This is a genomic window from Bacillus sp. m3-13, assembly GCF_000175075.1.
In the GTDB taxonomy this organism is placed as follows: domain Bacteria; phylum Bacillota; class Bacilli; order Bacillales; family Bacillaceae_I; genus Sutcliffiella_A; species Sutcliffiella_A horikoshii_C.
Window position 1 is genome coordinate 80,814 of the sequence record NZ_ACPC01000017.1, and the last position, 23,202, is coordinate 104,015.

The 23,202-nt window shown below is 38.5% G+C and carries 33 protein-coding genes and 1 pseudogene; 24 read left to right on the forward strand and 10 right to left on the reverse strand.

Features of this window, described 5'->3' with window-relative positions:
• Positions 1-44: 44 nt before the first annotated feature.
• A pseudogene (locus M313_RS23150) lies at positions 45-1,014 on the reverse strand (alpha/beta hydrolase).
• A gap of 102 nt (positions 1,015-1,116) precedes the next feature.
• On the opposite strand from M313_RS23150, the gene M313_RS0108720 reads away from it, so the two are divergent.
• Together M313_RS0108720 and M313_RS0108725 are read left to right on the forward strand one after the other, a co-directional pair.
• Positions 1,117-1,842, forward strand: a complete 726-nt coding sequence (locus tag M313_RS0108720) for a nucleotidyltransferase domain-containing protein (RefSeq protein ID WP_010194300.1) — start codon at positions 1,117-1,119, stop codon at positions 1,840-1,842.
• 48 nt (positions 1,843-1,890) lie between these two features.
• A complete protein-coding gene (locus M313_RS0108725) occupies positions 1,891-2,289 on the forward strand; it encodes a VOC family protein (RefSeq protein ID WP_010194301.1) in 399 nt (132 codons plus the stop codon).
• Between the two features lie 6 nt (positions 2,290-2,295).
• Here M313_RS0108725 and M313_RS0108730 read toward each other — a convergent pair whose 3' ends face one another.
• Complete coding sequence (locus M313_RS0108730) at positions 2,296-2,832, reverse strand: GNAT family N-acetyltransferase (protein WP_010194302.1); 537 nt, start codon at positions 2,830-2,832, stop codon at positions 2,296-2,298.
• A gap of 134 nt (positions 2,833-2,966) precedes the next feature.
• Between M313_RS0108730 and M313_RS0108735 the strand changes: the two genes are divergently transcribed.
• Positions 2,967-3,338: a VOC family protein gene (locus M313_RS0108735; RefSeq protein ID WP_010194304.1), complete on the forward strand. Its 372-nt coding sequence runs from the start codon at positions 2,967-2,969 to the stop codon at positions 3,336-3,338.
• A gap of 58 nt (positions 3,339-3,396) precedes the next feature.
• Here M313_RS0108735 and M313_RS0108740 read toward each other — a convergent pair whose 3' ends face one another.
• Together M313_RS0108740 and M313_RS0108745 are read right to left on the reverse strand one after the other, a co-directional pair.
• The gene (locus tag M313_RS0108740) at positions 3,397-3,582 is read right to left on the reverse strand and encodes a hypothetical protein (protein ID WP_157182441.1); all 186 of its coding nucleotides are present in this window, start codon (positions 3,580-3,582) and stop codon (positions 3,397-3,399) included.
• Positions 3,583-3,619: 37 nt separating this feature from the next.
• Entirely contained in the window at positions 3,620-3,955 is a 336-nt protein-coding gene (locus M313_RS0108745) for a hypothetical protein (protein ID WP_010194309.1), read from the reverse strand.
• A 156-nt stretch (positions 3,956-4,111) separates the two neighbouring features.
• Here M313_RS0108745 and M313_RS0108750 point away from each other — a divergent pair, with 156 nt between their 5' ends.
• From M313_RS0108750 to M313_RS0108760, 3 genes are all read left to right on the forward strand, one after another.
• Complete coding sequence (locus tag M313_RS0108750; RefSeq protein ID WP_010194310.1) at positions 4,112-4,663, forward strand: hypothetical protein; 552 nt, start codon at positions 4,112-4,114, stop codon at positions 4,661-4,663.
• 197 nt (positions 4,664-4,860) lie between these two features.
• Positions 4,861-5,067: a DUF6366 family protein gene (locus tag M313_RS0108755; protein ID WP_010194312.1), complete on the forward strand. Its 207-nt coding sequence runs from the start codon at positions 4,861-4,863 to the stop codon at positions 5,065-5,067.
• 76 nt (positions 5,068-5,143) lie between these two features.
• The gene (locus tag M313_RS0108760) at positions 5,144-6,052 is read left to right on the forward strand and encodes an aminoglycoside phosphotransferase family protein (RefSeq protein ID WP_010194314.1); all 909 of its coding nucleotides are present in this window, start codon (positions 5,144-5,146) and stop codon (positions 6,050-6,052) included.
• Positions 6,053-6,205: 153 nt separating this feature from the next.
• Here M313_RS0108760 and M313_RS0108765 read toward each other — a convergent pair whose 3' ends face one another.
• Entirely contained in the window at positions 6,206-6,421 is a 216-nt protein-coding gene (locus tag M313_RS0108765; RefSeq protein WP_010194315.1) for a hypothetical protein, read from the reverse strand.
• 145 nt (positions 6,422-6,566) lie between these two features.
• Here M313_RS0108765 and M313_RS0108770 point away from each other — a divergent pair, with 145 nt between their 5' ends.
• Positions 6,567-6,893 carry a YnfA family protein gene (locus M313_RS0108770; RefSeq protein ID WP_010194318.1) on the forward strand — a complete coding sequence of 109 codons (327 nt, stop codon included), beginning with the start codon at positions 6,567-6,569 and terminating at the stop codon, positions 6,891-6,893.
• 468 nt (positions 6,894-7,361) lie between these two features.
• Here the strand turns inward: M313_RS0108770 and M313_RS26620 are convergent, their stop codons facing one another.
• Positions 7,362-7,496, reverse strand: coding sequence for a hypothetical protein (locus M313_RS26620; protein WP_010194319.1), 135 nt, complete (start codon positions 7,494-7,496; stop codon positions 7,362-7,364).
• A 55-nt stretch (positions 7,497-7,551) separates the two neighbouring features.
• Positions 7,552-8,472, reverse strand: coding sequence for a hydroxymethylglutaryl-CoA lyase (locus M313_RS0108780; protein ID WP_010194321.1), 921 nt, complete (start codon positions 8,470-8,472; stop codon positions 7,552-7,554).
• Between the two features lie 147 nt (positions 8,473-8,619).
• Here M313_RS0108780 and M313_RS0108785 point away from each other — a divergent pair, with 147 nt between their 5' ends.
• The 10 genes from M313_RS0108785 (at position 8,620) to M313_RS0108835 (ending at position 16,233) form a co-directional block, all read left to right on the forward strand.
• Positions 8,620-9,804 (forward strand): acetyl-CoA C-acetyltransferase, encoded by a 1,185-nt coding sequence (locus M313_RS0108785; protein WP_029326406.1) that lies wholly within the window; start codon positions 8,620-8,622, stop codon positions 9,802-9,804.
• A 20-nt stretch (positions 9,805-9,824) separates the two neighbouring features.
• Positions 9,825-10,514: a CoA transferase subunit A gene (locus tag M313_RS0108790; protein ID WP_010194325.1), complete on the forward strand. Its 690-nt coding sequence runs from the start codon at positions 9,825-9,827 to the stop codon at positions 10,512-10,514.
• Positions 10,515-10,532: 18 nt separating this feature from the next.
• The gene (locus tag M313_RS0108795) at positions 10,533-11,195 is read left to right on the forward strand and encodes a CoA transferase subunit B (protein ID WP_010194327.1); all 663 of its coding nucleotides are present in this window, start codon (positions 10,533-10,535) and stop codon (positions 11,193-11,195) included.
• Positions 11,196-11,630: 435 nt separating this feature from the next.
• Positions 11,631-12,047 carry a CCDC90 family protein gene (locus tag M313_RS23155; RefSeq protein ID WP_010194328.1) on the forward strand — a complete coding sequence of 139 codons (417 nt, stop codon included), beginning with the start codon at positions 11,631-11,633 and terminating at the stop codon, positions 12,045-12,047.
• A 636-nt stretch (positions 12,048-12,683) separates the two neighbouring features.
• Positions 12,684-13,379, forward strand: coding sequence for a Type 1 glutamine amidotransferase-like domain-containing protein (locus M313_RS0108810; RefSeq protein ID WP_010194332.1), 696 nt, complete (start codon positions 12,684-12,686; stop codon positions 13,377-13,379).
• Between the two features lie 14 nt (positions 13,380-13,393).
• Entirely contained in the window at positions 13,394-14,200 is an 807-nt protein-coding gene (locus M313_RS0108815; protein WP_010194334.1) for a PP2C family serine/threonine-protein phosphatase, read from the forward strand.
• Positions 14,201-14,226: 26 nt separating this feature from the next.
• Positions 14,227-14,709 carry an NUDIX domain-containing protein gene (locus M313_RS0108820; RefSeq protein WP_010194335.1) on the forward strand — a complete coding sequence of 161 codons (483 nt, stop codon included), beginning with the start codon at positions 14,227-14,229 and terminating at the stop codon, positions 14,707-14,709.
• Between the two features lie 12 nt (positions 14,710-14,721).
• Positions 14,722-15,159 carry a pyridoxamine 5'-phosphate oxidase family protein gene (locus M313_RS0108825; protein ID WP_010194336.1) on the forward strand — a complete coding sequence of 146 codons (438 nt, stop codon included), beginning with the start codon at positions 14,722-14,724 and terminating at the stop codon, positions 15,157-15,159.
• Positions 15,160-15,176: 17 nt separating this feature from the next.
• Entirely contained in the window at positions 15,177-15,320 is a 144-nt protein-coding gene (locus tag M313_RS25800) for a hypothetical protein (RefSeq protein WP_010194337.1), read from the forward strand.
• Between the two features lie 178 nt (positions 15,321-15,498).
• Positions 15,499-16,233, forward strand: coding sequence for an alpha/beta fold hydrolase (locus M313_RS0108835; protein WP_010194338.1), 735 nt, complete (start codon positions 15,499-15,501; stop codon positions 16,231-16,233).
• 15 nt (positions 16,234-16,248) lie between these two features.
• Here M313_RS0108835 and M313_RS0108840 read toward each other — a convergent pair whose 3' ends face one another.
• On the reverse strand, positions 16,249-16,560 hold the full coding sequence (locus tag M313_RS0108840; RefSeq protein ID WP_010194339.1) for a hypothetical protein: 312 nt from the start codon (positions 16,558-16,560) through the stop codon (positions 16,249-16,251).
• A gap of 108 nt (positions 16,561-16,668) precedes the next feature.
• On the opposite strand from M313_RS0108840, the gene M313_RS0108845 reads away from it, so the two are divergent.
• Positions 16,669-17,493, forward strand: a complete 825-nt coding sequence (locus tag M313_RS0108845; protein WP_010194340.1) for an EcsC family protein — start codon at positions 16,669-16,671, stop codon at positions 17,491-17,493.
• Positions 17,494-17,564: 71 nt separating this feature from the next.
• Here M313_RS0108845 and M313_RS0108850 read toward each other — a convergent pair whose 3' ends face one another.
• A complete protein-coding gene (locus M313_RS0108850; protein WP_010194343.1) occupies positions 17,565-18,275 on the reverse strand; it encodes a vanadium-dependent haloperoxidase in 711 nt (236 codons plus the stop codon).
• Between the two features lie 138 nt (positions 18,276-18,413).
• Between M313_RS0108850 and M313_RS0108855 the strand changes: the two genes are divergently transcribed.
• Positions 18,414-19,709 (forward strand): MFS transporter, encoded by a 1,296-nt coding sequence (locus M313_RS0108855; protein ID WP_234946557.1) that lies wholly within the window; start codon positions 18,414-18,416, stop codon positions 19,707-19,709.
• Positions 19,710-19,739: 30 nt separating this feature from the next.
• On the opposite strand, the gene yxiS is transcribed toward M313_RS0108855, so the two are convergent.
• Complete coding sequence (gene yxiS / locus M313_RS0108860) at positions 19,740-20,036, reverse strand: protein YxiS (RefSeq protein ID WP_010194347.1); 297 nt, start codon at positions 20,034-20,036, stop codon at positions 19,740-19,742.
• A gap of 150 nt (positions 20,037-20,186) precedes the next feature.
• Here yxiS and M313_RS0108865 point away from each other — a divergent pair, with 150 nt between their 5' ends.
• The 5 genes from M313_RS0108865 (at position 20,187) to M313_RS23170 (ending at position 23,001) form a co-directional block, all read left to right on the forward strand.
• Positions 20,187-20,720 (forward strand): C40 family peptidase, encoded by a 534-nt coding sequence (locus M313_RS0108865; RefSeq protein WP_029326407.1) that lies wholly within the window; start codon positions 20,187-20,189, stop codon positions 20,718-20,720.
• Between the two features lie 93 nt (positions 20,721-20,813).
• The gene (locus M313_RS23160) at positions 20,814-21,071 is read left to right on the forward strand and encodes a dihydrofolate reductase family protein (protein ID WP_083800898.1); all 258 of its coding nucleotides are present in this window, start codon (positions 20,814-20,816) and stop codon (positions 21,069-21,071) included.
• Positions 21,072-21,299: 228 nt separating this feature from the next.
• On the forward strand, positions 21,300-21,938 hold the full coding sequence (locus tag M313_RS24555; protein WP_050780668.1) for a hypothetical protein: 639 nt from the start codon (positions 21,300-21,302) through the stop codon (positions 21,936-21,938).
• A 26-nt stretch (positions 21,939-21,964) separates the two neighbouring features.
• Complete coding sequence (locus M313_RS24560) at positions 21,965-22,441, forward strand: SMP-30/gluconolactonase/LRE family protein (protein ID WP_234946558.1); 477 nt, start codon at positions 21,965-21,967, stop codon at positions 22,439-22,441.
• The gene (locus M313_RS23170) at positions 22,411-23,001 is read left to right on the forward strand and encodes an NUDIX hydrolase (RefSeq protein ID WP_010194355.1); all 591 of its coding nucleotides are present in this window, start codon (positions 22,411-22,413) and stop codon (positions 22,999-23,001) included. Before M313_RS24560 ends, M313_RS23170 begins: the two co-directional genes overlap by 31 nt.
• Positions 23,002-23,202 lie beyond the last annotated feature (201 nt).

Consider the following 23,202-nt stretch of genomic DNA (forward strand, 5'->3'; position numbering starts at 1 on the left):
AACAAAAAAAAGGAACAACCACTCTTATGGTTGCTCCCTAGAAATTACTCGGTCTTGCCAAAACCAATCTCATCCAAAAACTCATCAATCGCCTTTTCATATTCCTCGCGATTTTCAGTGTAGCTCATCGCATGCATTCCGTTTCTAGCGACATACAACTTGTTTTTTTCCTTTTTTCTTTTCAAAAAGTTGCTGAGTCATCATTATTGGAATAAAGTCGTCAGGTTCACTATGGATAAATAAGACTGGATTCTCGATGTTTTCAATAACATTAATTGGTGAAACATCTCGAATGGAGTACTTATCTCTTATGCGTAAAAAAGTATTAGCAATCGGCATGACAAGCTGTTTAGGAATTTTGAAATCTGCTTTTAAACGATAGGTCAGTTGCTCCTCAAGATCTGAAAACGGACAATCAGCGATATAAAAATCAGCACCATCTTCAATTCCACCTGCATACATCAGCAACGTCGCAGCACCCATGGATTCCCCGTGTATTCCAATGGTTGCTTCACTTCCTGCATGTTCGCGAACCCAATCTACGACGGCTTTTAAATCGTGCTTTTCATAAAAGCCATAGCTTGTTGTCTTCCCACCGGATTTCCCATGTCTGCGATGATCATATAAAACGACATTCCATCCTCGTTCAAGGAAGATATTCATGTATTTAATGGAATTAAGGGTGTTCTGTGTGACACCGTGACTGAAAATCATATAACGAGTGGACCCCGGTACATCAAACATTTCCCCATAAATATTGTATCCAAGTGGGGAAGGGATGGTAAGTTCTCGTTTAGGTAACTTCAAATAAACATCTTCCTTAAAGTGGCCGAGCAATTTCTCCCGTTCCAGGATTTCCTCGTTTGTCTTTTTACGAATGTACATAACTTTATTGGTGAAGAAAATACCTACAAACAGAATATAGGAAAGTAAAATGCCCATAACAATTAAAATGCGCTTTAGCTGTCTCACCTTAAAACCTCCAAAAAGGATATATATCCCATAGTTTATCATTTGGATTAGCCAGAAGGGAAATGGGAGGGCGGAAGATGGAGGGAATTTATCTAAAAAATTGTTTTTATATGATATGCTTTTGAGAAGAGAGGTGTTTAAAGGATGAACGTAGATCATCTACATAGGTTACCTGCAACGAAAGCTGCAAAGAAAATCATTGAAAGACATTTTCCTGAGTGTGAAGGCGCCATACTTGCTGGCAGTGTGGTGCGAGGTCAGGAAAGCGCCACGTCAGACTTGGATATCGTGGTCTTTGATAAAAAGTTATCAGCTTCATACAGAGAATCCTTCGTCGAGCTAGGATGGCCGATTGAATTATTCTGTCATAACCTAGACTCCTATCAAGCCTTTTTCAAAAGCGATTGCGAAAGGGCACGTCCATGTTTGCCGAGAATGATTTCAGAGGGAATCGTTCTAAAGGACAAGGGGATTTTAGATGGGATAAAACAGGAAGCAGAAACGCTTTTAATTGCTGGTCCAGAAAAATGGGACAAGGCAACAATTAAGTTGAAACAATATTTTCTCACCGATGTACTAGATGACTTTATTGGCACAACGAATCGATCCGAAGGAATATTTGTTGCGGGGAAACTGGCTGAACTTGCAGCAGAATTTGTTTTAAGAACTAACAATAGGTGGATCGGCTCTTCCAAATGGGTTTTTCGCTCTCTTGCAGAATATGATGAAGAATATGCAGTGGCCTTTACGGAAGCTTTTGACTTATTTTATACAACCAATGATAAGAGAAGAGTTATACATATTGTGGAGAATATTTTGGATCTGCATGGTGGTAGGGTATTTGAAGGTTTTTCGTTAGGTAAAAAGTAATTAGTGATATACTAGCATTATTATTTTTAGAAAGGGCGTGTACAAAAAATGAAAATATCAGACTTGCATCATGTGAGCCTTGCGGTGGATGACATTGAAGAGGCAAAATATTTTTACGGGGCACTTCTTGGTTTTTCTGAGTTAAAAAGACCAGACTTTGATTTTCCTGGTGCGTGGTATCAAGTAGGGAATTCTCAGCTTCATTTAATTCAAAATAAAGAAGCGGAAACCTTGAGAAGTGAAAATAAAATTGACAGTAGAGATGGTCATTTTGCCATCAGAGTAGATGATTATTATCAAACGGTGGAATTTTTAAAAGGTAAAGGTATTGAAATAGTGCAAAAACCTCATAGCAAAAGCGGTTTTGCACAAATCTTTTGTATGGATCCCTCCAATAATTTGATTGAATTTAATGTAGATCAGAAGGACTTGAAGGAACAGGAGTAGCCATTATTAGTTGCTACTCCTGTTTCTTAATACCATTATAAACCCCTCTAAAATCTCATGACTTACAAAAAAACTTTTGCGTTTATAAAACTCCAGTGCCTGCTCGTTCCCATTTGAAACAAAGATAAAATAATCTTCTACTTCATTGAAAGTTTTAAGCCAATCCATTGACATGGAAAACAGCTTTGAACCAATTCCGTATTGGCGATATTTATCCTTGATGTAGAATTGAGACAAGCATCCAACGTGCGTTTTCTCAACGGACTCCATGTCAAAAAAAGTAGCAAATTCAGACGAATAGACCTCTTTTGGAGAAATGTTTGAGTAAACATAGCCAATAACTTCATCCTCATTTTTCACTACCACCAAATAATTATGCTGAGCTTTTTCTACAGAGGGAATTAATCTGGTTTCATATGTCATGTTATCGAAACGTTCAGGTGTAATATACGCCAATGATTTCTGGTATACCATTAACTCATTACAAATTTCTTTGCACATTTCTAATCTATCAATAGGTACTTCTTCATATGTAAAATTCATTTTTATCTCCCCCTAAAGATTATTATAAAATAAGTAGAATGAAAATTCTCTACTTTCTCTTTCTAAGTTGTTGCTATAATAAGAGGGAGCAAACTTTATTACGGTTAGGTAATTCCTATCCAGGGGGAGGAACGATGAAACTAGGTGCGTTTTCAATCAGTTTAACAGTAAAAGACATCCACAAATCAAAAGAATTCTATGAGTGTCTCGGTTTTGAAGTGTTGGGAGGGGAAATCAGCCATAATTGGTTGATTATGAAAAATGAAAGTTGTGTTATTGGGCTTTTCCAAGGGATGTTTGAGAAAAATATTTTAACATTTAATCCAGGATGGAATCAAAATGCAGAGAGCTTGGATGAATTTACAGATGTCAGAGTCCTTCAAAAGACCCTTAAAGAGAAAGGAATTAAGATCCTGACAGAAGCAAATGAATCAACTAAGGGACCGGCAAGCCTTACAATAGAAGATCCAGATGGGAACCCTATCTTAATTGATCAACATAGATAGATTAAAAATAGTCGACTTGTTTTGGGAGTATATCCCTTATCAAGTCGACTTTATTATTTTACCTATTAAATATTTCGTCCCAAGTATTTATCATATCCCAAGAAAATCTCGGTAACATTGAAAATATATCTTGGTCGGTTACCAACGCTGCAACTACGATTGATGTAAGAAAGAAACCTGTTATTGCAATTAAAAACGCATAAGTTTCCATGGATTTTTGAAACTCCGTTTTTTGATTCATCATCTTTCCTCTTCTCTGTGATTTAGTATCTAATACGTATCTAAATCACTTTAAAGGAGAGATAGCCACCTTGGTAAAAGTATGGTGTAAGAAAAAGGTGGGGTTTTACGAAAATATCTTTTCTGATGTAATGCTCGTTTGGAAGATGATGAACGTCTATTGAAAATGAAGGTATTGATTCATTCGTAATGTCCTTCTTCTTTTTTTGCCAGCCATTTGAACTAGGAGTCTGTACAGCCGGTTCAATTTGCATGTCACTATACGTTGATATCGTATCCTTGGATAATGGAAAAGAATGTGCAACTTCTCCATACGCCAAAGAAGGAAAGGAAAGAAATAAGATAGCTATTATTATATATAGAAGTCTTCCCACCATAATCACTTTCCTTGTTAAGTTAATTAGATTTTATTTTACACCCTTAAATTCCAGAAGGCAATATCAGAAGAAAAGCGTTGTGCCCTAATAAAATATGTAATTTTATGTTAAAATTTTTATAAATTAATAGAAAATACAATAAAAAGGGGAGTTTGGATGGTTGACAGTGTTCTTACATTAAAGTTTCTTATTAGTTTGATTGTATTTGGGGTATTACTGGTCGGAGCTGTTAAACTACTACTTCGCAAAAGCCGGATAGGACCAATATCTGTAGTATTGGTGGTACTTTTAGGAGGGTACTATCTGTATGATCAAATGATTTCCACAACATCTGATGCTGCGGTGCTTAATGATGTCCATGAAGATAGTGAGATACGGAGTTTGGAAATTAGGAAGCTTGAATTTGAGGGAAGTACCTATTCATTCAAGGAAAGAGTTCTGATTGAAGAAGAGGAGACAATTCAAGAGATATTGAAAGACTTGTCAGGTCTTGACTTAAAAAGGGATATCAACAAGGAACGTGGTGGAGCAGATTATGTTCTTAATATTTTGGTATCTAACCAAAAGGATAATGTAATGGAAACAGGCAACGTTCAAATAATTGTAGGAAAAGAGTATATTGATGATTATTATAAAATAGTGAGCGACAAGGATCATTTAAAGACGATTAAAGAGTTGGAGCGGGAAGTAGAATGGGAGGAAGAATAAGAGGAATTATTCTTTCTCTTTTCTTTTTCTTGTTGCGTGTAAAAGAAGTAGCAATAGCAGCGAAAATGTCGCCTAGCAATGTAAGTAGAGCAGCCAATGTTTAAACACCTCGTTTATTATATTTTATTTTCGGAACTTTCACTTAATTATAACATGAATATAAAAGAAATATTGGACATGATAAGGAGGTTTTCTAAGTGGAAGAAAAGGAAAGTGCCGAGAGGAAGAGGGAAAGATTGAAACACAAGGAGTGGGAAAAGAATCCGGGTGGGGCGTTTAACGACGGTTTGACTCGTGGGATGGTCGGTAGACTGGTTGACCTTGTAGGAGCTGTGAGTTGGAAGGTTACAGGAGTTTTCATTATTATTTTAATTATTGTCCTCGTTGTAGTGGTAATTTTTTAGAAATCTTATGGACCGATATAGAGTAATAAGGGATAATATAATATCCATACGTTGTTAAAAAGGGGGATGTGGTTAATTGGTTAAAGTTATGGAGCAAAAAATTCCGTTCATGAGAGAAGCGAACAGTATCCAACGGCTTACCAAGGGTTTTTCCAACGATCAGAAGTTCGTAATTGATGACAAGTACCTTATCCGTCTTTTTCCTATTGAAGATGCAACTGATAGAAAGAAAGAATTTGACACAATTAATAGGTTATCTTCACTCTCGAATTTTGTGCCAAAAGCAATCGAATTTGCTATACAGGAAACCCTTGAGTTAGCTTATATGGTACTGACATATCTGCCAGGTAAGGATGGGGAAGAGGCGCTAAGTAATTTGACTGAAAGGGAGCAGTATCTTGTTGGGTTTCAGGCGGGGTTGGAATTGAAAAAATTGCATAAGTATCCTGCACCGGAAGGTACTGAACCATGGAACATACATAAGAAAAGAAAAAGTGACAGATACATAGAGCAATTAAAGCTACTAGAAGATTTAGACACTGGGGTTATAAGTAAAGTTATCACTTATATAAAATCTAATGAGTACTTGATGGAAGGCCGTCCTAACAGATTCCAGCATGATGATTTTCACCCTTGCAACCTTATTGTAAAGGGGAAGGAATTCAATGGGTTTATTGATTTTCAGAGGATGGACTGGGGAGATCCCATACATGACTTACAAAAACTCGGCTTTTTTGGTATAAAAGTAAGTGTTCCTTTTTCCATTGGTGCCATTGATGGCTATAATGCTGGAGAAAAAATAAGTGAGGAATTTTGGAAGCTATTTGCTCTTTATAGTGCTATGCATGTAGTTTCATCATTCGTGTGGGGTAAGAAAATGGGAGACGAACAGTATGAACTATTGTCCAGCTATGCGATGGATGTGATGAGGGATCATGATGATTTTAGGGAGAGTATTCCTCGTTGGTATAAGGATATGAGGTAGGAAGAGAGTTTCTATTAGACAGTTTGGTAAGTTTGGAAGGTGCTTCGATCAAATAGAACTTTTCTATTAGACAATTTACCATGTTGGTAAGATGTTCGATCAAATAGAATCAAAAAAAGAGGTTCTTGTATTGAGAACCTCCATACTTAGAACCTATTTCTTCTTCTTTTTCGATAAGTCCACAAATCCTTTTTTTACTACTTTCTCTAAGGCCACGTGAACATTAATGTGATGATCATCAACATGAGTTACACTTAAGACTTTCCCTTTTCTTCCCTTTATCCTTAATTCCTCATCCACATTTGGGAACTCTTTGCGGTACTGACTTAATACAACGTTCTTGTTTTCCATAAAATAAACGAAATACATAGAGATCTCACCTGTTTCATTTAGAATGGGTTATAGGAGCTCGCTCTTATAACACTTTTTACAAAATATGTTTGGATACTTTGTTTTAGACCTTATTTGAAGTTGTGGTTGGTAGAATTGAAATTAATATAAGGGAGTGTTTTTTTTGGTTCATGCGTTTGCACTTTTTATCGTGGCTGGAATAGCGGAAATTGGTGGGGGATATTTGATATGGCTGTGGCTAAGAGAAGGGAAGTCTGCATACTTGGGATTAGCTGGTGGAATTGCCTTGGCGCTATATGGTGTCTTAGCCACGTTTCAAAGTTTCCCTTCTTTTGGTAGGGTATATGCTGCTTATGGGGGAGTGTTCATTATTCTTTCCGTACTGTGGGGATGGGGCGTCGATAGAAAGACACCAGATTTTTATGATTGGGTTGGAGCGGCGATTTGCTTGATTGGTGTGGGTGTCATGTTATTTGCACCTAGGAGTTGATAGATAGGAACGAGGACAATGTTGACGTGATTTCGGGGTTACCGGGTTTCATAGGAGTTCAACGAGGACAATGTTGACGTGATTTCGGGGTTACCGGGTTTTATAGGAGTTCAACGAGGACAATGTTGACGTGATTTCGGGGTTACCGGGTTTTATAGGAGTTCAACGAGGACAATGTTGACGTGATTTCAGGGTTACCGGGTTTCATAGGAGTTCAACGAGGACAATGTTGACGTGATTTTGGGGTTACCGGGTTTCATAGGAGTTCAACGAGGACAATGTTGACGTGATTTCAGAGGTGCTGGGTTCCATAGGAGGTCAACGAGGACAATGTTGACGTGAGTTCGGAGTTACCGGGTTTCATAGGAGTTCAATGAGCACAATGTTTGCATGATTTCGGAGTTATCAGGACTCATAGGCCAAAAAGAAAGAAACTGCACCACTGCAGTTTCCATCAAAGAGACTATTTTATTGCTCCGAATTCTGGCGCTTTGTCGGATGGCTCGCGCGTTCCACTTCTTCAGCAGAAACAACTTGCTTCGCGCTCTCAGCGTTAGGCTGACCCTTTTGGCTTGGACCACTATGGTTATTATGCTTGGACATATAGGTCTCTCCCTTCCTTATTCTCCCTATTTAATGTGAGTAAGGAAGCGGGAATTTATACACCAGGAGGGACAGCAGTTCCATTCGATTGTACAAGTTTATAATATTGGCTTTCATATTGCTTATCTAAATGTGGTAGGAGGTTCTCTAATGCTCTTACAACACGCTTCAAGTTGATCCCTGTTTCAATGCCCATTTGTTCTAGCATATAGACGACGTCTTCTGTTGCAACATTTCCGGATGCGCCTGGTGCAAACGGACATCCACCAAGTCCGCCTGCTGACGTGTCAAATCGATCCACACCTGCTTGAAGGGCTGCAAAAATATTTGCCAGAGCCATACCGCGGGTGTTATGGAAATGGGCTGTTAACATTACGTCATCTAATTCCTCTTTTAAAACAGAGAAAAGTTGAAAGGATTCCTTAGGATTCGCCAATCCGATTGTATCAGCAACACTCAACTCATCCACACCAAAAGCAACAAAGCGCTTACATAATGAAACAACATCCTCCATTGCTACTTTCCCCTCATATGGACAATAAAACGAAGTGGAAATACAAGCACGCACAAAGTACCCCTCTTCTTTTAATTCCCTTACTAAAGGTTCCAATTCCACCAAGCTTTCTTCGGTGGTTTTATTGATGTTTTTCTTATTAAAAGTATCACTTACCCCAACGAACACAGCGGCATTTTTACAAGAGGTGCTTCTTAATCTCTCAACGCCTTTTTGGTTTGGTACTAACACAAAATTTCTAGTCTCACTATCATTGCAACTTTCAATGATAGTAGCGGCGTCTGACATTTGTGGTACCCACCTTGGAGAGACAAAGGATGTTAGCTCCATCTCTGGAATTCCCGCTTTCTTCAATTCTGTAATAAAATCGATTTTCGCATCCGTCGGTACAAAAGTTTTCAAATTTTGTAATCCATCACGCGGACCTACTTCGATAATGGTTGCATTAGATGGCAAGTTCATCGTTGTTTCCCCCTTCACGAATAATTTCTCCCATCTTTAATTTTATGGAATAGAGGGTGCTAAAAGCAAGAATAATAGAAATTTTATAAAAAAAGAAGGATTTTCGACATGAATCTAGAAATTAATCAGTCGAGAGGAGAGGAAATTATGTCGAATAAAGAAGTAGTTATTGTAAGCGCTGTCAGAACAGCGATTGGAAGTTTTGGTGGGGCATTTAAAGATGTTTCCGCTCCACAGTTAGGGTCAGTGGTAATTAAAGAAGCGCTCGCAAAAGCCGGGCTTGCACCAGATAGTGTAGATGAAGTAATCATGGGGAATGTACTGCAGGCAGGTCTTGGCCAGAATCCTGCAAGACAAGCAGCGATGGCAGCAGGACTACCACAAGAAGTGTCCTCCATGACCATTAATAAAGTTTGTGGATCAGGGCTGAAAGCAGTTCACCTTGCCACACAAGCAATCCTAGCTGGGGATGCAGATATTGTCGTTGCCGGTGGAATGGAAAATATGTCTCAGGCTCCTTACTTATTAAAAGGTGCTCGTGACGGTTTCAAAATGGGCGATCAGAAGTTAGTCGACACTATGGTGGCGGATGGTTTGACTTGCGCCTTCAACGATTACCATATGGGAGTGACAGCGGAGAACCTCTGCACGAAATATGAATTAACACGTGAAGAACAAGATGAATTTGCTGCAAACAGCCAACAGAAAGCAGTCCAAGCAATCGAAGACGGCAAGTTCAAAGACGAAATCGTACCAGTAGAAGTGAAAAAGAAAAAAGAAATTCTGACGATAGATACAGACGAATATCCTAGAAAAGGAACCACAGCAGAAAAGCTTGGCGGATTGCGTCCTGCTTTTAAAAAGGATGGTTCTGTTACAGCTGGAAACGCGTCTGGGATTAATGACGGAGCTGCGGCGGTAGTGGTAATGAGCAAGGAAAAAGCGGAAGAGCTTGGTATCAAACCGCTTGTAAGAATCGTTGCCAACGCAAGCAGTGGGGTAGATCCAAGCATCATGGGAATCGGTCCTGTCACTGCTGTGAAAAAAGCGATGGAAAAAGGCGGCCAGTCCATGGAAGAAATGGACCTTGTAGAAGCAAACGAAGCTTTTGCAGCTCAAGCTCTTGCTGTGGGTAAAGAATTGCAGTTCAATCCTGAAAAGTTAAATGTCAATGGAGGTGCCATAGCATTAGGCCACCCGATCGGTGCCAGTGGAACTAGAATTTTAGTGACACTTATCCATGAAATGAAGCGCCGTGAAGCGAAAAAAGGACTTGCAACATTATGTATCGGCGGCGGCCAAGGTGTCGCTACCATTGTAGAAAACATATAAAGAGAGAGGTGCAACTTAAGATGAAACCAATTTATACATCCTTTACAGAAGCGGTAAAAGACATTCATGATGGTGCAACGATTATGGTCGGCGGATTCGGATTGTGCGGCATACCGGAAAACTTAATTCTTGCACTTGTGGAAACAGGGGTTAAAGATTTAACGGTCATCTCCAATAACTGTGGTGTAGATGAATGGGGCCTTGGGCTTCTACTGAAAAACAAACAAATCAAGAAAATGATTGGTTCTTATGTTGGAGAAAATAAAGAATTTGAGCGTCAGGTTTTATCTGGTGAGCTTGAAGTAGAGCTAACACCACAAGGTACGCTTGCGGAGAAAATCAGAGCAGGCGGAGCAGGAATCCCTGCATTTTATACACCAGCGGGAGTAGGGACACCAATTGCGGAAGGCAAGGAAGTCCGTGAATTTAACGGAAAAGAATACTTGCTTGAAGAAGCTTACAGTGCGGATTTCAGTTTAGTGAGAGCAACCAAGGCCGATAAAATGGGGAACCTCATTTACAACAAAACGGCTCGAAATTTTAACCCAATGATTGCTGCAGCTGGTAAAGTGACCATTGCGGAAGTGGAAGAGCTTGTAGAGATCGGTGACTTGGATCCAAACCTGATTCAGACACCAAGCATCTATGTTCAACGACTAATCGTAGGTCAGCAAGAAAAAAAAATCGAACGTGTTACCACAAGAGACTAGCAAGGAGGGGAACAAACGATGACAACTATTAATAACCGTGAAAAAATAGCAAAAAGAGCTGAAAAAGAAATAGAAAATGGCTACTATGTGAACCTTGGAATCGGAATGCCCACTCTTGTGGCGAATTACATATCCGATAACAAACAGGTAGTTCTGCAATCAGAAAACGGCCTTTTAGGTATTGGGCCATATCCAACAAAAGAGAATGTGGATGCAGACCTAATTAATGCCGGAAAAGAAACCGTAACGGCTATCCCTGGAGCAGCCTACTTTGACAGCGCTGAATCATTCGCGATGATTCGTGGCGGTCATGTGAATATCGCAATTTTAGGTGGCATGGAAGTTAGTGAAAATGGTGACCTTGCCAACTGGATGATCCCAGGCAAAATGATCAAAGGCATGGGAGGCGCAATGGACCTTGTGCACGGTGCTGAACGTATCATCGTCATTATGGATCACGTCAATAAAGCTGGAGAAGCAAAGATATTGAAGAAATGCACCTTGCCTTTGACGGGTAAAGGTGTGGTGGACAGAATCATCACAGACCGGGCGGTAATGGATGTAACTGAACAGGGCTTAAAGCTTGTGGAAGTTGCAAGCGGCTTTACAGTGGAGGATATCCAGAACACGACGGAGCCGACGTTGATTGTGGATGAGCATGTGAAGTTAGAGGCATTTTAGTATTCAATTTTAATGTTAACAGGAGGGAGCAGTTATCCTTCCTGTTTTTTATTAGGAACAATATTTTCACCTTCTAACATAAAGAACAACTATTGCCAAAATGATTAGTCCTCCCAAAATGAATGGACCTACACCCGAACTATATACAATATAAATTCGGACGTGACGGACAACATTAACAACAAGTAACAACACAAGGAAAATACCTAAAAATATGATTAATTGTTTATGTTTATTCTTGTACAAAGCAATCAGCCCCTTGGTTGAAGCTTGTGTAAAAATTGGGATAGAACATCTCCTTATAAAACACTATGTTAACTTGATCTTGTATTATTCTAAAAGTTATTACTAAGTCTTTTTACCTATAAAACATTTAAGATTTGTACATGATATCTTATAGTCATGCTATAATAACGAAAAGGGAGGTGAGCTAAAGTGGAAAATGAACTGTTAAAACAAATTCTGCAAGGAATCAATGAGATGAAGGTAGACATAAGCCAGTTAAAGAGTGATGTTAGTACATTAAAGAGTGACGTTAGTATATTAAAGAGCGATGTTAATATATTAAAGAGCGATGTTAGTACATTAAAGAGCGGTGTTAGTACATTAAAGAGTGATGTTAGTACACTAAAGAATGATGTTAGTACACTAAAGAATGATGTTAGCACGTTAAAGAATGAGTTCAAACAATATAAAGATGAATACCGACGTGATATGAAAAAGATTGATTTACGACTTAACGCCACAAACGAAAGACTCAACTCGTCTGAATTTGATACAGATCTTCTTATTGAGAAAAACGCCAAATTGGAATTTAGGGTCAATAGGTTAGAGAAAAATTCAGAAGTTTAAAGTCTCCTCGAGAAAAGCTCCTAATTAAATCCCCTATTCCCTTACCAGTGGCATAAACATCTCCTTAAACACACAAAATTCAAGAAATAAGCACTGCTAATTTGCAGTGCTTTTTGTATGTTAAAATACAAGTTTATTCTGAATACACAATCAATAAGGGGAAATTATGGGATTTTATGTTAATATATAAACTGAACTTCTTTTCAAAAAAAGTGCAGCTTCGTTGAAGAGAGTCCATATTTAAATGAGGTCATTGAAGAGGTGAGATTTTTGGAAAGAAAAAATCTAAATATATTCACAAAGATTTCGTTCATTATGGCAATAAGTACGATTTTTTTTGTTTTTATATTTATTTTCACTTCAATGATAACTTTAAACGATAGAACAGTGTCTATCATAAATATGTTGACTATACTTATGTTTCTGAGTTCCGTGTTTAGTATTCCGTTAAGCATCATTTCAATGTTCAGCAAAGAACATTTAGCTAAAAGGATCTTTTCTTTAATAGTAAATTTATTTCCAATCTGTATTCTTTTATATAGTTTAATTATGGAATTTATTGATGAATTTATGCGAACCGGATCTTCCTAGGTGAAACAAAATGCACCTTTTAAAAGTGAAAGGAGAAAATAAAGTATGAAACAACTGATCGCCCTCGGTGGAGGCGGCTTTTCCATGGAACCTGAAAACCCGTTGTTAGATCGCTATATACTCCAACAAACAGGAAAGCCCACACCAAAAATTTGTTTTATCCCAACTGCAAGCGGTGACGCTGATAATTATATTGCTAGGTTTTATCAGTTCTTTGAGAAGCAGGAATGTGTACCATCCCATCTTTCACTTTTTAACCCACCTACAAGGGATTTTGAAACATTTTTATTAGACAAAGATATCATTTATGTCGGAGGTGGTAATACTCGAAATCTATTAATACTGTGGAAAGAATGGGGGCTAGACGTCATTCTGAAAAAGGCATATAAAAAAGGTGTCTTACTTGCCGGTATTAGTGCAGGGTCCATTTGTTGGTTTCAAGAAGGTGTGACGGATTCCTTTGGGGATGTATTAGAACCAATTCAGTGCTTAGGTTTCATAGAAGGTAGTAATTGTCCTCATTATGATGGGGAAGTAAAAAGGAGACCGTCTTATCAAGAATTGGTGGCAAATAAGAACATTATTCCAGGTATAGCAACCGATGACGGCGTTGCGCTCCATTATGTGAACAATAAACTTGAGCATATTGTTAGTTCAAGGCCCAGCGCAAAAGCATACAAAGTTTATTTTGAGAAAAAACTTATTGAAGAAGAGCTTCCAACAAAGTATTTAGGGAGTTAAGAGGGGATGCAACAGTGGTAAACAAACTGAGTTGGGTAGGAAGCAAGAAACATTTTGTGGACGAAATCAGTGTATTGAAAGTTGGGGAGAAGATTGTTCTCGGTCGTTTTGGCGGGAATTCCACTGCAGGACAAAATAAAAATGAGGATGGTTGTTTAATCTGGTGTAATGAAAAAAATTGGGAGTTTGTGATTTTACTAGATGCTCATTTTACAGCAGAAAGTGCAGAGTTGGTTATTTCAACAGTTGAAAAGAATGAACAAAGGTTTTTAGCCATTTTTACATTGCCGGTAAAAGATTTATTTACAAGTTTAAGTGACTTGGTGCTGGATATCTTTCAAAGCGAAAGTTTCATACTGGATTGTAAGAATGTTCAAGGAGAGACCGCCTGTTTATTTGCTTTCCGCAAAGACAACTATTTATGGTGGTTCTCGATAGGAGACTGCTTATTGCTACTGAATCACCCTGAACTTGAGCGGTTAGGGGAATATCAACAGAATCATCGCAGCTTCTTTGAATGGGTCGGGAAAGAAAGTACTTTCAACAAGGATGTTCCTTGTTACAGCACGGGTGTGAAGGAACTACGAACTGGAAAAAATCATATTTTCATGACGACTGACGGGTTAGTTGAATGTCCGAATACTTCATATAGTGAAGCAAAAAATATTTACCGAGTGTTTCAGAATGTCGATACTTTTGCGGTCGGAGTTAGGAAACTACTAGAAGACATTAAATCTAAAAACGTACGGGACAGTACAACGGTTGTTTCTTGGGTAATACAAAACGATAAAGTGGCAACTATTCCAAGTGATTTAAAGTAAACGAAAAAAAGGTAGGTACTACATACATGTCATTTCATATTAGAGTAAGAGCTGGTGCATTAATCATTCAGAACGCTTCTATATTATTGATAGAATTTAATGACGAAAATGGATTGCATTATAATTTACCTGCTGGTGGAACAGAGCCAGGTGAAACGCTAAAGGAAGCTGTAAAAAGAGAAGCTAAAGAAGAAGCGTCCATTGATGTGGAAGTTGGATCATTGGCATTCGTTTATGAATATGCCCCTCACTTAAACAACAACAAGTACGGAGGCACGCACTCACTGGGGTTAATGTTTGAATGTAACGTACCAGAAGGCTGTATACCAAGATTGCCAGCTAACCCAGACCCCAATCAAACAGGAGTGAAATGGATTCCTTTAACCGAATTGGACAAGGTGATTTTATATCCGAATATTAAGGAACACATTCTTGCTTATGCAGAGAAAAAACGAAGCGTTGAAATTATAGAAGAGCATCATTTAGAGGAATACCTTATAGAAAGATAGGAGTGGGGAGGTTTGCAAATTATCCGAGATAAAAAGAGAAGCTTTGACCTTGAAGCAATGCTAGAGAAACCATTGTTTGCTCATCTGGCAACCATTGAGGGGGATATCCCCAAAGATTCTCCTGTTTGGTTTCATTGGGAGGAAAATGAGTTATGGATAATTGGAACTGCTAACGATACCTTTCCAAAAAGAATTCAGAATAACTCAAAGTGTGCCATTGGGATAGTAGACTTTGATTTTACTACGGGTAAAGTACACCATGCAGGATTCCGCGGAAATGGAAGTGTAGAGCCTTTTGATTCAGGTATAGCATATAAAATCATTTCGAAATATCTTGGCAAAGATGAATCTAAATGGGATCAGAGGTTTCAAAACTTAGATTCGTCTAATGTGTTAATTAGGTTTCAACCTAAGACTGTAGTGATTAGGGATCAGTCCTATCTAATATAAACAAGGGGAACAAATAAATGAAATTTCAATTTAGAAATGGAGAATACTTAGAAGTCAAAGAATATAAAGAAATTGATTTTCCCCATGTTTATCAGCTAATTAGAAGAAAATTGGAACAATCTTGTGTCAAAAGAAACATTAACAAAGCAAGCATGGGATAATTCGAATATTACTTTTTGTGTGGAAGGACAATATTTTAGTTGGCTATATACGGGGACTTACAGATTATTCTATAACATTATTTATCTGTGAACTTTTAATATCCAAACAGTATCACGTAAACGAGGGTCTGTTTGGATGCAAGCAGGATATTACTTTGTAAAGTAAGGGAGAATAGGAATGAATGGTAGTCGATTAAATATAAACAGTTTTTACTTGGATTATAAAATATATGGAGAATTAAGTGGTTTTCCAACTGTCATCATGGACGCGGGATATGGAGACTATTCAAAAGCTTGGGAATCCGTCTATCCTGCAATCTCTAAATTAACTCAAGTATTTTTATATGATAGAGCTGGCCTTGGGAAAAGTGAAAGAAGTCCTAACCCAAGGACCAGCCTATTTATGGTAGAGGAATTGAGAAAAATCTTAATGAGTAAAAATGTCTTGCCACCTTATATTCTTGTAGGACATTCTTACGGTGGTGTAAACATGCGATTATTCAACAATCTGTACCCACAGGAGGTAGCTGGGTTAGTTTTAATAGATTCTACTCCCGAAGATTATCCCGAAAGGTTTTTACCTTCCATGTCTGATGAATTTAAAGAGGCTTACAATAAACAATTCACTCTTGAAGGAGACTTTCATGAATTCAAGGAAAGTTTGCACCAGCTTCATTTAAGCAATAGAGTTACGGATACCCCAACAATCGTAATGTCAGCAGGGAAAAAAGCACATTACTCTAAGGGATCTCAAGCATTATGGAACAGTATGCAAGAGGAGATTCTAAGATTCACGACACAAGGTGAATTTATAGTTGCAGAAAATAGTGCCCATTACATACAGAATGATGAACCGCTACTAGTAATAAACACAATAAAAAAATTGATAAAATCACTGCCGGCTATTAATTAAGCAATAAACAATTAATCACCTTTCAAGGTAAATAGCAACCATTGGGGCCGCGATGGCTAAAACAGAAAGAACAATGAAAAATACCTTTCGTCCTTTTGGAGTTGAAAAATATAATTGAACCAAAAGGAAGTAAGTGAAGCTTGAAATTAGTATAAAGATTGCAAACTCGTACAGCTTTTTTCCTTTCATTATAGCCTTATCATTTTGATAGATTCCTATGTTTGGATCAATGGTTAATGGGTTTGTAATAGCCATGATAATCATGCCTAGAAAAATAAAAAGTCCTATTATGTTTAATAAACTTTTGATGGATAATTCCTTTTTCATCGTTGCCTCCTACATATGGGTATGACAATATTATTACGTATACTGAAAGAAAAAGTTTCAAAATTTATAAAAGACATCCAACCTCATAAATCCAAAGGAGAACCATGTATGGAAACAAGAGAAAGTTTGCATAATGAATTGAAATTAATCGAAAAATGGGAAAACGACCAGAAAGGGCTATGGTTTTGGGAGCGAATTGGACGCATCCCTTTTAAATTGCTTGATAGATTGACTCCAAAATTTATTCAAGGGAAGATAGGGAGCCTCCTTGATGAGTTGGGAAGTTTTATACAGAACGGAGGGAGTTACCTTTCAAACGAGAAGAGTATGTTTCATTATTTTGGGAAAAAAACCGGCAGAACAGTTACTGAACTAAGTGATTTTCAGGATATACCCGTTGCTGAAATGAAAGAAGCTTCTCTCGCATTGGGCAATACACGTAAAAATGCTGCCACCATCCAGGGAGCAAGTACGGGTATCGGCGGGATTTTCACTTTGGTAATTGATATCCCTGCCATCTTGGCTATTTCTCTAAAAACATTACAGGAAATTGCGATTCTGCATGGATATGATCCAAAAGAGAAAACGGAGAGGATATTTATTTTAAAATGCCTGCAATTTACATCGGCAGATATTGTTGGGAAGCAAGCAATTTTAAATGAGCTGGCTGATTTCTCAAATCAAGAAATGAAATCTAAAGAGGTATTCTCCCAACTCCAAGGTTGGAGGGAAGTAACCGTGACATTCACAGAATCTTTTGGTTGGAAGAAGCTTTTCCAATTGGTACCGGTAGCAGGAATCCTTTTTGGAGCGTTCGCCAATCGTTCTATGGTAAGCGATATGACGGAAGCGGGCACGATGCTCTATCAGAAAAGAAGAATTATAGAAAGAGTAGAACGTTTAGAGGTTCAAACGGAGAAAATAAAAGAATAGTAAGCATTGTTGCGAATTTAAAGCCTACTAACTTTTTCGTAAAAGTCAGGAGGCTTAGTTGTGATGAATTATTATTGTTTCACATTCTGAACCTTCAACACGTCCACGACTATCTTCCCGATTTGCCTTCCAAGTCTTAATCCCTCATCATTATCCACTTTAAAATGGACCCCTGCATACAAGCGGGATTGAGCAGAAGCTTCAGTAGTAGCTTTAATTCGGGCTTGTTCTTGTGGAAAATAGTACGTCATTATTTCCTGAGCCGCTCCTGCTAAGCATGCATGTGCAGAAGGATAAGCGGGGAATCTGGGTGTATCCATCAGCCTTCTAATATTTCTCCCATATTGGTTCGGGCGGGCAACATCCCATAAATACTTTAAATACCAGCAAACGACAAAAACATCATTCATGGTTGCATGGAAAAATCCTTGCATGCGGGCACAGTTAGGTGATCCCATCGGATATTGCTCAGCGAAATCATAAAGCATGGTTGAAAATCTTTCTGCAATCTCTCCTGTAGCCCAATATTGTGCGCTTTGTATTTGTTGATGAGTAATGACACTCATTGTTTGTTCTACAATCTGAAGTTCGCTGTTCCAATCTATTGATAAAGGCTCTCTTATTTGCCAAGTAATTTCCTTCCCGAAAGGATCAAGAAATCTATTTGCTCCCTCGCGCCTGATGAAAAACATCGGCCAAAAGCCAGCATTAGGATTTCCAACTGGGGGAGTTTGCTCTCCTTGATATGGATATAGGGACCATAGTCTATATTCTGTCCGCATAGGTTCAACCCCTCATAATGTTCTTCTAAATTTTTTATGATTAGTTAATCAAATATATGTTAAAAACAATAAGCAGTCTTAGTGGAAGCATGCTAAAATAGGAAGAAATGTTTTTAAATGAAAAAAGGGGAGAGTACAATGGAAGGTCGTAAAATTACTTTGGAAGAGATAGTTGCTTCCCCTGAAAAGTTGCAACATTTATATCGACGGACACTTATTATTGTCGTTCTATCACAAATATTTGGTGGGGCAGGTCTAGCTGCTGGGATTACGGTAGGGGCCTTGCTGGCTCAAGATATGCTTGGTACCGATGCATATTCTGGAGTTCCTGTAGCCTTATTGACGTTAGGTTCAGCGGGAGCGGCTTACATGATTGGTCGTGTATCGCAAAGGTTTGGTCGCAGGATTGGCTTGGCCGGAGGGTTCCTAACCGGAGGAATTAGTGCTCTAGGTGTGGTGCTTGCAGCTGTCACCGACAATGTGTGGTTGCTGTTTTTCTCCCTCCTATTCTATGGAGCAGGTACTGCATCCAATCTACAAGCGCGATATGCCGGAACAGATCTGGCAACTGCCAAACAAAGAGGTAAAGCTATTAGTATTGCATTAGTTTCGACTACACTTGGAGCAGTAGCAGGACCAAATCTAGTCGGTGTGATGGGAGACTTTGCAGTTTCAATAGGTGTACCATCATTAGCTGGTCCCTTTATTTTAGGAGCGGCAGCATTCATTTTGGCAGGGCTGATATTACTTGGCTTCATGAGACCAGACCCATTATTGGTTTCTAAAACATTGGAAAATGAGAAAAGGAAAGATTCGGAGAAAACACCAAATGAAACTCATGTAAAGAATAATCGTGGAATCATCGTTGGGGGATCTGTGATGGTGCTGACACAGATGGTGATGGTCGCAATCATGACAATGACACCGATTCATATGGGGCATCATGGACACGGCCTGGATGCTATCGGTCTTGTAATCGGGATTCATATTGGTGCCATGTATCTACCTTCATTAGTTACCGGGGTTCTGGTCGATAAGGTCGGACGTACCGCAATGGCTTCAGCAGCGGGTGTAACACTGCTCCTAGCGGGGATCGTCGCGGCGACTGCTCCGGGTGATAGTTTATTCGTATTAATTTTGGCTTTGGCGCTACTTGGTTTAGGGTGGAACTTCGGCTTGATAAGTGGCACGGCAACAATCGTGGATGCCACTACTCCTTCCACACGGGCAAAGGTCCAAGGCTCTATGGACGTGTTGGTCGCATTATCAGGGGCAACTGGTGGAATGTTGTCAGGAATGGTAGTATCCCATTCGAGCTATTCGCTACTGTCCATTGGAGGCGGGCTTTTATCCCTTTTGTTATTACCTTTAATAATCTGGGCAAGTAGAGGTAACGTAGCTATCAAACAGGGGAAAAATAAAAAAACGGCGTAAGCAGATATGGTCTGCAAACGCCGTTTTTTATTATCTTCCTTTTGCTATTTCCTCTGAAACCACAAAAGCTAAGTCATCATTACCAAACATAGCTAATACCCCGAGCACTGTATCGTTTGAAATATCGCCGGCCTCTTCTTTGGATACGGTCAATTCCAAGGCTTGAGCAAGTGCAGGGGTATTTGCCTGGTCAGGGTATGCCTTTGTATAAAGAGTAAATGGGTCAAGGTCATGATTGATACACCATTGAGCAAAGACCAATATCATCATATTTTCTTCTTTTTGGTAGTTTTGTATGATTGCTTGTTCCAAATCTTTTTTCTCCATTGCCTTTTAACTCCTTTAATTCTAGTACTCTCATTATAGTCTAATTCTGCTTTTGAACCAACTCGTTCTTTTTAAAGAAAAAATAGTAAAAAAGTCATTAGGTTTGTTATATAATATTTTACCTGATTTTAAAGTTAATGGGGTGGAACGATGAAAATGGCAGTCGGTGATTTACTTTTTGTGAAAGGAAATTGCAATTTCAGTCCTCTTATCCGTTTTTTTCTAAAATCTGAATACACCCATGTGACCATAGTAGTGGATGAAGAGCAAATTTGTGAAGTTGATTTATATCGTAAAATGGAGATCATGAAGAACCCGTACAAAGAATACGACTTATATAGACTAAAAGTGAACTTGACAGATGACCAACAAAAAGAGCTGCTGCATTTTCTTCATAAAAAAGTATCCTCTTCTAAAGGGTATGATTGGTGGCGGCTTGTTTCATTATGTGTAAAACGTTATTTCCGGTGGAACATCATTATTCATGAACAGGATCGGTACATCTGTTCCGAAATAATTGACAAAGCATTTCAGCATATTGGGATAGATTTGGTTGAGGATTTGGTTACAGGAGACGTAACACCAATAGATATAATGAGGTCAGAACGTATTGAATTCGTCTCTTCCATATATAGAGTCAAAGATTCCCTGGTCGAAAAAGGGAGTTTTAAAAAAAGCGGATGAATCGATTCGGGTGCTTGTTCCTATTTTGTTAAAATGCTACTATCAATGAAGTAAATGATGTGATAGAGGAGAAAAAAATGGGAAACTCAAGAAATTAATGAATTTCGCTCCAATAGTGGGAGCCATATATTTGTTGATGGAGGAGCGGAAGTGATTAAAGAATTCGTCAAGCAAGATCTCATCGACGAGTATGTCATTTCCACCATTCCAATTATAATTGGGAACGGTGTGAGATTATTTAAAGAAACAGAACAAGAAAATAAGCTGGAGCTTGTTGCGAGCAACTCGTTCCCATCCGGACTTGTTCAAAATCAGTATATAGTGATAAGAAGTGAAGATAAGCAGGTGTGACTCTATTGAGAGTGCACCTGTTTTTGTTTGGAATAAGGGCTTCTGCAGTTATTGCTTCCGCTTAGACCTTTTTAGTGTCAGCTTCTACATTTCCCGGACCACCTTCTACATTTCCCAAACAACCTTCTACCACTAAACTCTGAACTTCTACAATTTTGCATGGACTGTAACTAAAATGTGGTAAATAATAAGTAATATATGGTATTAATTGGAGGTTGTGGAATAACTATGAAACTCAATATCACCAAAGTGCTTGCTTTAATCTTTACAGTATTTATATTGTACCTATTATTCTGGCCTGTCTCAATTGCCCCTGTTGCATGGGAATCTCCAAAGTCCACCGGATATACAGGTTCTTTTGAGAAAAATAATAGATTAGATGGGATGGAATATCTTTCAATTGAAAAATATACAGAGCCGGAGCATATTGTCTATCGTGAAGGATGGTTGTACGCAGCCACCAAAACGGGTGCAATCATTCGTGTTCGTGAGGATGGTACAGGATTACAAAAAATTGTAAATACGGAAGGCAGGCCTTTAGGATTTGATTTTGATAACAAAGGATCAATCATCGTTGCTGACCCACTATATGGTAAACATGGAGGGTTACTAAAAATAAGCAATTTTGAAAATGGTGACGGGGAGATCGAACTTTTAACAGACACAGTGGATGATACCGCCTTAAACTTTATTGATGCGGTAGTAGTTTCTAATAATGGAATCATTTATTTTACAGATGCTTCTCAAAGTACAAAAGCGAAAGAGATCGGTGATGTTGGACGCGCTGGAGAAATAGATATTCTTGAAAATCGCAGTACAGGAAGAGTATTGGAATATAATCCGGCTACGAAAAAACCAGAGTTCTGATAAAAGGTATTAGCTTTGCAAACGGAATTGCATTAAGTACGGACGAAAAATATCTCTTTATAAATGAAACGGGAAAATACCGCGTCTGGAAATTAAACCTAGAAAAAGATCAGGTGTTAAGTACAAAGGAAGAAAGTCAATTTGCAGAAGTGATAATAGAGAACCTCCCTGGATTACCGGATAATATGATGGCGGGAGAGGACGGAAGGTTATGGATTGGGTTGATCATGTCTAGAAATAATTTCTTGGAATTTAGTGCTGATAAACCGATATTAAGAAAAATGGCAATGCGCCTTCCAGCTAAAATGTTACCTAAAGGGGCAGGATACTCGCATGTTATCGCTATTAACGAATCAGGCGAAGTCGTTGAAGATATGCAAAGTGATTCTATAACATATACGAATATCACGGGAGTTACGGAAACGGAGGAAGTTCTGTATTTTCACCATCTTAATGATGAGAAAGCCATTGGATGGTTGAAAAAAGAAGACTTAGGCTTTTAAAAGAAAGGTTGTTAAATATGTACTTTAATAAATTTATAGGAATAGAAAAAGTAGAAAGCAAACATATAAAAGTAAGGGAAGCTGTCAGGGCTATTGTAATTAAGGATGGTCATATATTGATGGTACACTCCAATAAAGGAGATTTTAAATTTCCTGGTGGGGGTGTGGAATCTGGAGAAACCCATAGTGAAGCACTTATCCGAGAAGTCTTAGAAGAAACGGGTTATGTAGATACGGTTGTAGGAGACAAATTTGGTGTTTATTTAGAAAGAAGAGAGGACGTTTTCGATCAAAGTCTTCTTTTTGAAATGAATTCCCACTACTACTTTTGTGAATGCTTGGGGGAACCCGTTGCTCAACAGTTAGAGGGGTATGAGATAGAACAAGGTTTTACCGCTAAATGGATAACAATAGAAGAAGCTATTTCACAAAACGAACGTGCGCAAAAACTAAGTGGTCATAATGGATGGATCGAGAGGGAGACATACGTCTTACATAAAATTTTGCAGTTTACTAGGGGGAAATCAGAAAGGATGCTAAACCAATGCTCTAGGTCATAAGGCACGGTCAGACAGATCTTAATAAAGAGGGAGAAAGGGGCTGCCCTTGAACGGATAAAAATCGGTTTGGCACCAACTTGCATGCTTTTGGCACGAACTGTGCAAAAAAACTAATTTTTTTTTGTAAAAGAGTTCCTCTCTCCTTCTTCTGTACAACTTAGACCTTCACCCATCAAGGCATTATCCCATAAGATATCAAAA